The sequence below is a fragment of the Clostridium tarantellae genome (assembly GCF_009295725.1).
Taxonomy (GTDB): domain Bacteria; phylum Bacillota; class Clostridia; order Clostridiales; family Clostridiaceae; genus Sarcina; species Sarcina tarantellae.
In genome coordinates this window covers 1-9,829 of the sequence record NZ_WHJC01000123.1, presented here as the reverse complement: position 1 = coordinate 9,829, position 9,829 = coordinate 1, and the positions used below count along the sequence as shown (strand labels likewise).

Sequence of the window (9,829 nt, the reverse complement as noted above, 5' to 3'; positions counted from 1 at the left end):
TTTAAACTTTGTAGTAGTTGTCCTTACAAAGAAGAGTTTATGAATATATTAAATAATATAGGTGCCTTAAAGGCTCTGCCATGATATGAAAAATATATAATTTAATATCGAAAAATAAGGAATTTCCACAAGTCCGTAGGGATACTTTACCCTTTTTAGATATATAAAATAAAATTTATAAATTTTCTATGCTAAAATGAAAATTCTTTAAAAAAATAAACACCAAACCATATATTTAGATATTTTTATCTTCTAAAAAATAGTTTGGTGAATAATTCGGGTTAAATTACAGTTATATCCTAATTTAATAAATTCTAGAACAAGTTCTGCTTTGCAGACCGCCTTCGGCACTTTAATTAAAGTTATCCACAGATTTTTTAAATTATAACTTCCTAAAGAATAAAAAAAGAGTGCAATAAGCACTCTTTGTAAAATCCTACGTAATTTAATATGATGAATTTGAAATTTTTCCTTCACATATAGCAATTGAAGCAGATGCTCCTATTCTTGTTGCTCCATTTTTTATTACAGCCTCGGCATCTTCAATAGATCTAACTCCACCTGATGCTTTCACTCCCATTTCTGGACCAACAGTTTCTCTCATTAATTTTATATCTTCTGGAGTAGCTCCACCAGTTGAAAAACCAGTTGATGTTTTTACAAAATCAGCTCCAGCTTTTTTAGCTAATTTGCAAGCCATAATCTTTTCATCATCTGTTAAAAGACAAGTTTCTATTATTACTTTTGTTAAAGACTTTCCTTTAGCTGCATCCACTACTGCTTTTATATCTTTTTCTACATAGTCATAATCTTTATCTTTAAGCTTTCCTATATTTATAACCATATCAACTTCAGTAGCACCTTTTTCAATAGCATCTTTTGCTTCAAATGCTTTAACTTCTGTAGTATTTGCACCTAAAGGAAAACCTATTACTGTACATACTTTTACATCACTATCTTTTAATAAATCTGAACATAACTTAATATTTGAAGGATTAATACATACTGATGCAAAATTATACTCTAACGCTTCTTTACATAATTCTCTTATTGCCTTCTCTGAAGCATCAGCTTTTAATATTGTATGGTCTATCATTTTTGCTAATTGTTTCTTATCCACTTTAAATTCCTCCTAAGTTTTAATTCTTATTTAATTATAAAGTAAATATTTTCATTAGTCTACAACAAAGTAAACATTTACTAAAATTCATTATAAAATTTACTATTTTTTATTATTTATATTAAATAGTAGAACTTGTAAAAATCGCTATATTTCTATAATATTTAAGGTATTTCATTACCTTAAATATTATGCTATAATACTATTTATTAGTTTAACTTAAGAATTAGGATTATAATTATTTCATTAATAAACATTGTTTTTAAAAAGGAGTTTTAGAGATGGGATTTAAAGAAAAATTATCTAAGTATTATACAGATTCTTATTTAGAAAAATATGGCGATAGAATGGCTCAGTTTCAAGGAAATGTTTTATCTGTTAAAGTAGAAGAAAAAACTATTCTTTGGATATTTCATAAATTAGTTGCTACTTTAATAGTTAAACCTGAAAGAAGCAAATCAGTTATAAAGTGTATTTACAAAAAAAATTCTTGGTTTAAAAAACCTCAATTTATAGTTGTTCATAAAGGACATAATGTTATGGTTCAAGGACTTAAATCTAATAAAGAAAACGAAAAAGATTTTATAGAATTAAGTAACATAATTAATTTAACTAATAAACAAGACTTAATACCAGTAGATCATTCACAATTTAAAAAAGCAAAACAACAATATAGACATAAATAATAAGAAGGCATTTTTTACAAATGCCTTCTTATTATTTTTTATTTTTTTACTTTTATAAATAAATATAAACTATTTATAAAGAAAATAATTGATGAGAAAAACATTACTATAAGCCAATGATTTAACCCCAAAATTGTAGTGTGAAATATACCTCTTAAAAATGGAACATATACAATAGATAGCATCATAAAGATTGATACTCCTACCGCTCCTACTAAATAAGGATTGCTAAATAATTTTATTTCAAATATGGAATGTCTTTCAGATCTGCATTCAAAAACATGTAATAACTGTGACATAACTAAAGTGCATAAAGCTAATGTTCTACAAGTTTGTATATCCATTTTATAATATAATCCAGCCATAAAAGATAATAGAGTACATATTCCTATTAAAGAACCTCTAACTAATATTTTTTCAGTTAAACCTCTTGCAAAAATACTTTCTTTTTTATCTCTTGGTTGCTGTCTCATTATATCACTATCTCCAGGATCTACACCTAAAGCAATAGCTGGCAATCCATCTGTAGCCAAATTTACAAATAATATTTGTATTGGCAATAAAGGACTAGGCAAATAAAAAATAGTAGCCAAAAACATTGTTAATACTTCACCTAAATTACAAGATAAAAGATATCTTATAAATTTTCTAATATTATCATATATAGTTCTTCCCTCTTCTACTGCTGATACTATAGTTCCAAAATTATCATCCATTAATATCATTGCAGATGATTCTTTAGTTACATCTGTACCTGATATTCCCATAGAAATACCTATATCAGCTTCTTTAATAGCTGGTGCATCATTTACGCCATCTCCAGTCATTGCTACTATATTTCCATTTTGCTTGAATGCTTTTACAATTCTCAATTTATGATTAGGAGTAACTCTAGCAAATATTCTTATATTTTTAACTTTATTTTTTAAATCTTTATCAGATAATTTTTCAATATCTTCTCCTGTTAAAACTTGATCTTGAGAATTAACTATATTTAAATCTTTTCCTATAGCATAAGCTGTGTTTTTATGATCTCCTGTTATCATTACAGGTCTTATACCTGCTAATCTACATTTTAATACTGCATCCTTCACTTCTGCTCTTGGAGGATCTATAATTCCTGCTATTCCTAAAAAAACTAAATTACTTTCTAAATTTGAATCTCTTGTTAATGAATTTTCTTTGTATGCTCCTGCTATACATCTAAGTGCTCTATTACTCATATTTTCTACTGTATCTAGAATTTGTTTTCTCTTTTGAGCTGTTAATATTTTTACAATACCATCCTCATAAATTTGATTGCACTTATTTATTAATTTTTCTGGTGCTCCTTTAACATAACAAATTTCTTTCCCAGTTTCCTTAACAATAACAGACATCATTTTTCTATCTGAATCAAAAGGTATATCAAATATTCTATTGCTATTTGATATAACAGATCTTAACAAAGGTACTTCTTTAAAATAAAGTTTTATAAGAGCTGTTTCTGTAGGATCTCCATGCAAAGCCTCTTCCATATTAGACTTAGAAAAATCATAATTACAATCATTACAACAAATAAAAGCTTTCATTAACATGGAATTTTTAAAAATACTTTCATCATCTACACTGTAATTTTTTCCATTAACATAAACTTCTTTTACAGTCATCTTATTCTGAGTTAATGTTCCAGTTTTATCACTACATATAACTGATGTACATCCTAAAGTTTCTACAGCTGGTAATTTTCTTACTAAAGCATTTCTTTTTAGCATTCTAGATACACCTAATGCTAACGCTACTGTTACTATAGCTGCTAATCCTTCTGGAATTGCCGCAACAGCTAAACTAACTCCTAATAAAAACATTTCTGTTAATTCATTACCTCTTAATACTCCTAATGCAGTAACTAAAACGCATATAATTAAACATAATATAACTAATATTTTTCCTAAGCTTGCTAACCTTTCCTTTAAAGGAGATTTCTCTTCTTCTATATTTTGAAGCATATCAGCTATTTTTCCCATCTCAGTGTTCATCCCAACATCAGTTACTCTAAACATACCTTTTCCTTTTGTAATACTAGTCCCCATAAAAACTCGTGAGCTTTTTCCTGTAATACCTTTGTTAACACCCACAGATTCACCAGTTAACAATGATTCATCAACCATTAAATTTGTACATTCTATAATTTCTCCATCAGCTGGTATTCTATCTCCAGCTTCTAATATAACTATATCTCCTACAGTTAAAAGTCCTGCATTTACAACTTTTATATTATTATCTCTAAGAACTTTACAAGTAGGTGCAGCTAAAGACTTTAAAGCATCTAAAGATTTTTCTGTTTTAAACTCTTGAATAAATCCTAAAATTCCATTTAAAATTACAATTATAAATATTGTAATTGCATCTGTAATATCTCCCATAAGTCCTGATATAATAGTAGCTCCTATTAATACCCAAACCATAAAATCATTGAATTGAGCAAATAATATCTTTATAGGAGATATTTTTTTATTCTCACTTATTTCATTAGGACCAAAGTTTTTTAACCTTTTCTCAGCTTCTTGAGAAGTTAATCCTCTTACTAACTCCTTTTCCTGTATCACTATAGTTCCTCCTTTTATCCAAGCAATCTATTGTAATATATGTACTAGGATAGTAAGTTTAGAACTAAAAATATTTTATGTAAATTAAAAAAAGATCAGAAAAAAACTAAAGTTTCTTTACTACTTTAACTTTTTTCTAATCTTCTATTTTTTAATCATCTATCATAAAGGGAATTGCTAAAACAACAATATTTCTTCTTTTTAAAAGTAATTTTCTTATAAATTTAGCAGTTTGGTTATCCAAAAAGTTTTGCCATAGTGTTCTAGATTTAATATGAGGTATTGCAACTGCTATCATTTCCTTTTCATTAACTTTAAAAACCTCAGAATCTATAGTATCAACTAATGTTTCAACAATTTGTCTATATTCACAAGGTTTAATAATTAAAGGAATGGATATATTAAGTTCTTTCCATTTATTTTGTAACGCTTTTGTTTCTTCTTCATCAACAGACATATGAATAGCCATTACATCATTTGACATATAAGTAGTATAATCTATAGTTCTTATAATAGCAGCATTTAGATTGTCCACTGGTATTATAATTTTTTTTACTAAATCTTCTTTCAATCTTTTTAAATTATTATTATCTAAACTTAATTGATTTTCAACTTTGTTATAATGTGCTTTAGTTCTTTTCATTAATAATATAATAGTTGGTATTAAAATAAAGACTATCCAAGCTCCACCTTTGAACTTATTTATCGATATAACTATAGTTGTAATAAAGGTAGTAATTGCTCCAAAACCATTTATAAAAGCTTTATGTTTCCATATTCCTTTTTTTTCACGGCACCATTTAAAAACCATACCAGTTTGTGATAATGTAAATGAAATAAAAACTCCTACAGCATAAAGAGGAATTAATGCATGATTATCTCCATTAAATACTACTATAAGTATGGTAGCAGAAATAGCTAATAATATAATGCCGTTTGAAAAACTTAATCTATCACCTCTTTTAGAAAATTGTCTTGGTGCATAACCATCTCTAGATATAAATGATAACAATAATGGAAAATCTGAAAAAGCAGTATTAGCTGCTATGGTTAATATAAATGTAGTTGAAAATTGCATAACAAAAAACATTATACTATTATTACCAAATATTACTTCAGCTATTTGAGATAAAGCTGTTTTATCTAATGTAGGTACTGGATGATATAAAGTTGCTAACCACGATACACCACCAAATAAAATAATAACTATTAAAAATAATAAATATAAAACACCTTTAGCATGTTTAGTAGATGGTTCTTTAAAATTTGCTACTCCATCACTAATAGCTTCAATTCCTGTTAAAGCTGTACAGCCTGAAGAAAATGCTTTTAAAAATAAAAATACGCTTAAAGTTTCTATTTGTCTTGGCATATTAGCATTTATAGTGGGTGTTATCTTCAATACATACCATTTTATTAAACCATAAAAAATCATTATTATGCTAACTATTATAAATAAATATGTAGGAAGTCCAAATATTTTAGATGAATCTCTAATTCCTCTAAGATTTCCTAAAGTCATTATTAAAATTATCAATAAAGCTATATGTACATTAAACCTTAAAAGACTTGGAAAAGCTGATGTTATAGCTGCAACTCCTGCTGTTGTACTTACTGCAACAGTTAAAATATAATCTATGGTTAGTGCTGAACCTGCTAGTAGACTTGGTAATTCTCCTAAATTTTCTTTTGATACTATATATGACCCCCCACCTTTAGGATAATTTTCTATAGTTTGTTTATAAGAAAATACTAATATAGATAACAATAGTAATATTAATAATGTTACATACATTAAATACTTAAAAGATAAAACTCCTAATACAGGAATAAAAACCCACAGAATTTGACCACAAGCATATGCTACAGAAGATATAGCATCCGAAGATAAAATAGGTAATCCTGTTAAAACAGTATATTTTTCTTTATGAATATCTGATGATTTAAGAGGCTTTCCTATTATAAAACTTTTAAGTTTTCTTAATGTCTCCATAATTCTCCTCCTATTTTTTATTTTTCTTTTATTTTAAAATAAGAAAAAATACAAGTCAAAGCATCTATTATTTCAAAACATTAGATATTTTATGTTTTATTGATAATAAATAGGTGAAAATATTTTATATTTAAATAAGTAATAATATATATAAAAATCCTTTGAAATATGTACATACTTTACATTTTGTTGTGTAACAATTAAAATATATTGGTAAATAAATTATTTCAAGGAGGACTTATAATGAAAGATGTTATATACATAACAGGACATAAAAATCCTGATTCTGACTCAATATGTGCAGCTATTGCTTATGCTGAGTTTAAAAACAAAACTCAAAATACACCTGCAATACCTGTAAGACTTGGTAATATAAATCAAGAAACTCAATACATATTAGATTATTTTACTGTGAATGCTCCTCAATTTTTAGAAACTGTAAAGTTAAAAGTTGAAGATTTAGAAATGGATAAAATAACTCCAATTGCTCCTGAAGCTTCTTTAAAAATGGCTTGGAACATAATGAGAGATAACAATATTAAATCTATTCCTGTTGCTGATGGTAATAATCATTTGGTTGGAATTCTTTCAACTTCAAATATTACTGCAACTTACATGGATATTTGGGATAATTGTATCTTAGCAAAAAGTAATACTTCATTAGATAATATAGTTGAAACTTTATGTGCTGAAACTCAAAACATAAATGAAAATATAAAAACATTTCCTGGAAAAATAGTTGTAGCTGCTATGCAACCAGAATCAATGAATGATTTTATAACTTCTGGTGATATAGCTATTATAGGAGATAGAGCTGATGTACAAGAAGCTTTAATTAATTTAAATGTATCTTTATTAATAGTAACTGGTGGTCATAAAGCTTGTGATAAAATAGTTAAATTAGCAAAAGAAAAAGGGGTTTCACTAATAGTTACACCTCATGATTCATTTACTGCTTCAAGACTTATAATCCAGAGTTTACCAGTGCAATATATAATGGCTAAAGAAAATCTTGTAACTTTCTCTACAGATGACTTAGTTGAAGATGTAAAAATAACTATGGGAGAAACTAGATATAGCAACTACCCTGTTTTAGATGAAAATAATAAAGTTGTTGGAACTATTGCTAGATTCCATTTAATATCTAATCATAAGAAAAAAGTTATACAAGTAGACCATAATGAAAGAGGTCAATCAGTTCATGGATTAGAAGATGCTGAGGTATTAGAAATAATAGATCACCATAGAGTTGCTGATATTCAAACTGGTAATCCTATATACTTTAGAAATGAACCTGTTGGAAGTACTTCTACTATAGTAGCTAAAAGATTTTTTGAAAATGGTATTAGACCATCTAAAGAGTCAGCTGGACTTTTATGTGGTGCTATAATATCTGATACTTTACTATTTAAATCACCAACATGTACAGAACAAGATATTAAAATTTGCAAAAAATTAGCTGAAATAGCTGATATTGAAGTTGAAGCTTTTGCTAAAGAAATGTTTAAAGCTGGTACTTCATTAAAGGGTAAAACTGTAGAAGAAATATTTAATCAAGACTTTAAACCATTCACAATAGAAGGAATTAAAGTTGGAGTAGCTCAAGTTAATACAATGGATATTGAAGGATTTATGCCATTAAAATCAGAAATGCTTGAATATATGGATAAAAAAGCTGATAATATGGGTCTTGAAGTTATAATGTTACTATTAACTGATATAATTAATGAAGGTTCTCAATTATTAGTTTGTGGTAAATCACCAGAAATAGCTGAAGAAACTTTTAAAGTTAAACTTGAAGAGGCAACAACATTCTTACCTGGAGTTTTATCAAGAAAAAAACAAGTTGTTCCTCCTCTTACGTCTACAATAACTACAAGAATATCTAAATAAATAAAAGAAGTACCTAAAATTAAATAGAGTAAGATAGATATAGGATAGTTATTATAATAACTATCCTATATCTTTTTTATTGCCAATTTAATTTTTTATATTTATTGTTTTCTTTCTTAAAATTTATAAGATATGGATTTCCAACTAAATCCAACAACGGTGAATCTGATAATGAATCTGAAAACATATAAGAATTCTTAAAATCTACAATTATATTATTTTCTCTTAAATATTTCATTAACCTAATGACCTTTTCTTCACCTTTACAATTTTCTCCTAACATTTTTCTTTGAAAAATTCCTTCTTCATTAAAAGAAAATTTTGTTCCTATAATTTTATCAACTTCTTTTATAGCATAAAACTCTTTTATGTAAAATTCTGGTGATGCAGATATTAAATACACTTTATATCCTTCTGATTTTAATTTTTTTATCATATCTAAAGCATCTTTATATAAAATATTAATTAATCTATCATTATAATATTTTTTAACTATTTTCTTCAAATCATTCTCTTTTATTCCATCTATAAATTTCAAAAAAGTTTCTTTTACCTTTTTTTCATTATATATTCCTATGCCATACATAAAGCCAGAAAATAAAGCTCTTGGAAGAAATTTTAAGTTTTTCTTGTCTTCTTTAATGAGAAATTTATATAGTTCCATTAAAGTTTCTTTTTTAGTAATTGTAAAATCTATATCAAATATCGCTAATTTTTCCATATAATCACTCCAAATTAAGTTATGTTTTAAAGACATATATATTTTTTATTATTACTTTTATATATATTACCATAATTTTCAGGGAAAATCATAGTATATTTCATTATGATTTTTCTTTTTTAAAATTTTTACATGGAACATAATCTGCTACTCAAACCATTTTAATATGTGAATAAGGAGTGCTAAAAACTTAGCACTCCTTATTCACATATAAGTATTATATTAGAATTATTGATTTGATAATTCTTCCTCATAGTACTTAGTTACTTCTTCAAACTCTTCTTCTGAAGGAACTGTTAATTCTCCTTCTTCTCCTTGAGATTTAAATAAATAAACTGATCCATCAGCTGGATTTTGTACTAATACATATTCATCCTCTTTGTACTCAAATGCATCTATAACGTCACATGAGATGACATTTCCTTCTTCATCTTCTAAGTCTACTACAAAGTGCTCATGATCATGATGATCTCCACATCCACAACCTTCATGGCTATGTTCATGATGTCCACCACAACATCCTTCATGTTTCTCTTCTACTTCGCTTCCGCAACCACAGTTGCTTCCACAACATTTATTTAATTCTTTATCTGACATAATCTTTCCTCCCTTGTGGAAATTTTGTTATGTTTTAATTTTAACCTTAAAAGCATAATATTAAAAGGTTTTTTTAAAAAATTTTAATTATTTTTTATTTTTAAATTTAACATTGCCTAAAACAAATTATATTATTCAAAAACTTATAAACTTTCACTAATAAGTAAATCCATAAGCTTTATTTTTATAATCTTCAAATTCTATAAATAAAATTTCTACACTCTATTTATA

Annotated in this window: 7 protein-coding genes; 2 read left to right on the top strand and 5 right to left on the bottom strand. The window is 26.5% G+C overall.

The features are described 5' to 3' along the window. Positions 1 to 445: 445 nt before the first annotated feature. Positions 446 to 1,120, bottom strand: a complete 675-nt coding sequence (deoC, locus tag GBZ86_RS09145; protein ID WP_327444761.1) for a deoxyribose-phosphate aldolase — start codon at positions 1,118 to 1,120, stop codon at positions 446 to 448. Positions 1,121 to 1,401: 281 nt separating this feature from the next. Between deoC and GBZ86_RS09140 the strand changes: the two genes are divergently transcribed. After that, entirely contained in the window at positions 1,402 to 1,806 is a 405-nt protein-coding gene (locus GBZ86_RS09140; protein WP_152889934.1) for a hypothetical protein, read from the top strand. 38 nt (positions 1,807 to 1,844) lie between these two features. Here GBZ86_RS09140 and GBZ86_RS09135 read toward each other — a convergent pair whose 3' ends face one another. Then, the gene (locus GBZ86_RS09135) at positions 1,845 to 4,391 is read right to left on the bottom strand and encodes a calcium-translocating P-type ATPase, PMCA-type (protein WP_327444763.1); all 2,547 of its coding nucleotides are present in this window, start codon (positions 4,389 to 4,391) and stop codon (positions 1,845 to 1,847) included. A gap of 154 nt (positions 4,392 to 4,545) precedes the next feature. Continuing rightward, complete coding sequence (locus GBZ86_RS09130; protein ID WP_152889932.1) at positions 4,546 to 6,387, bottom strand: APC family permease; 1,842 nt, start codon at positions 6,385 to 6,387, stop codon at positions 4,546 to 4,548. Between the two features lie 243 nt (positions 6,388 to 6,630). Here GBZ86_RS09130 and GBZ86_RS09125 point away from each other — a divergent pair, with 243 nt between their 5' ends. After that, a complete protein-coding gene (locus tag GBZ86_RS09125; RefSeq protein ID WP_152889930.1) occupies positions 6,631 to 8,280 on the top strand; it encodes a putative manganese-dependent inorganic diphosphatase in 1,650 nt (549 codons plus the stop codon). Between the two features lie 76 nt (positions 8,281 to 8,356). Here the strand turns inward: GBZ86_RS09125 and GBZ86_RS09120 are convergent, their stop codons facing one another. Both GBZ86_RS09120 and GBZ86_RS09115 read right to left on the bottom strand, forming a co-directional pair. Continuing rightward, the gene (locus tag GBZ86_RS09120; protein ID WP_152889928.1) at positions 8,357 to 9,001 is read right to left on the bottom strand and encodes an HAD-IB family hydrolase; all 645 of its coding nucleotides are present in this window, start codon (positions 8,999 to 9,001) and stop codon (positions 8,357 to 8,359) included. Positions 9,002 to 9,229: 228 nt separating this feature from the next. Next, a complete protein-coding gene (locus GBZ86_RS09115) occupies positions 9,230 to 9,598 on the bottom strand; it encodes a DUF1292 domain-containing protein (RefSeq protein ID WP_152889926.1) in 369 nt (122 codons plus the stop codon). Between the last annotated feature and the right edge of the window lie 231 nt (positions 9,599 to 9,829).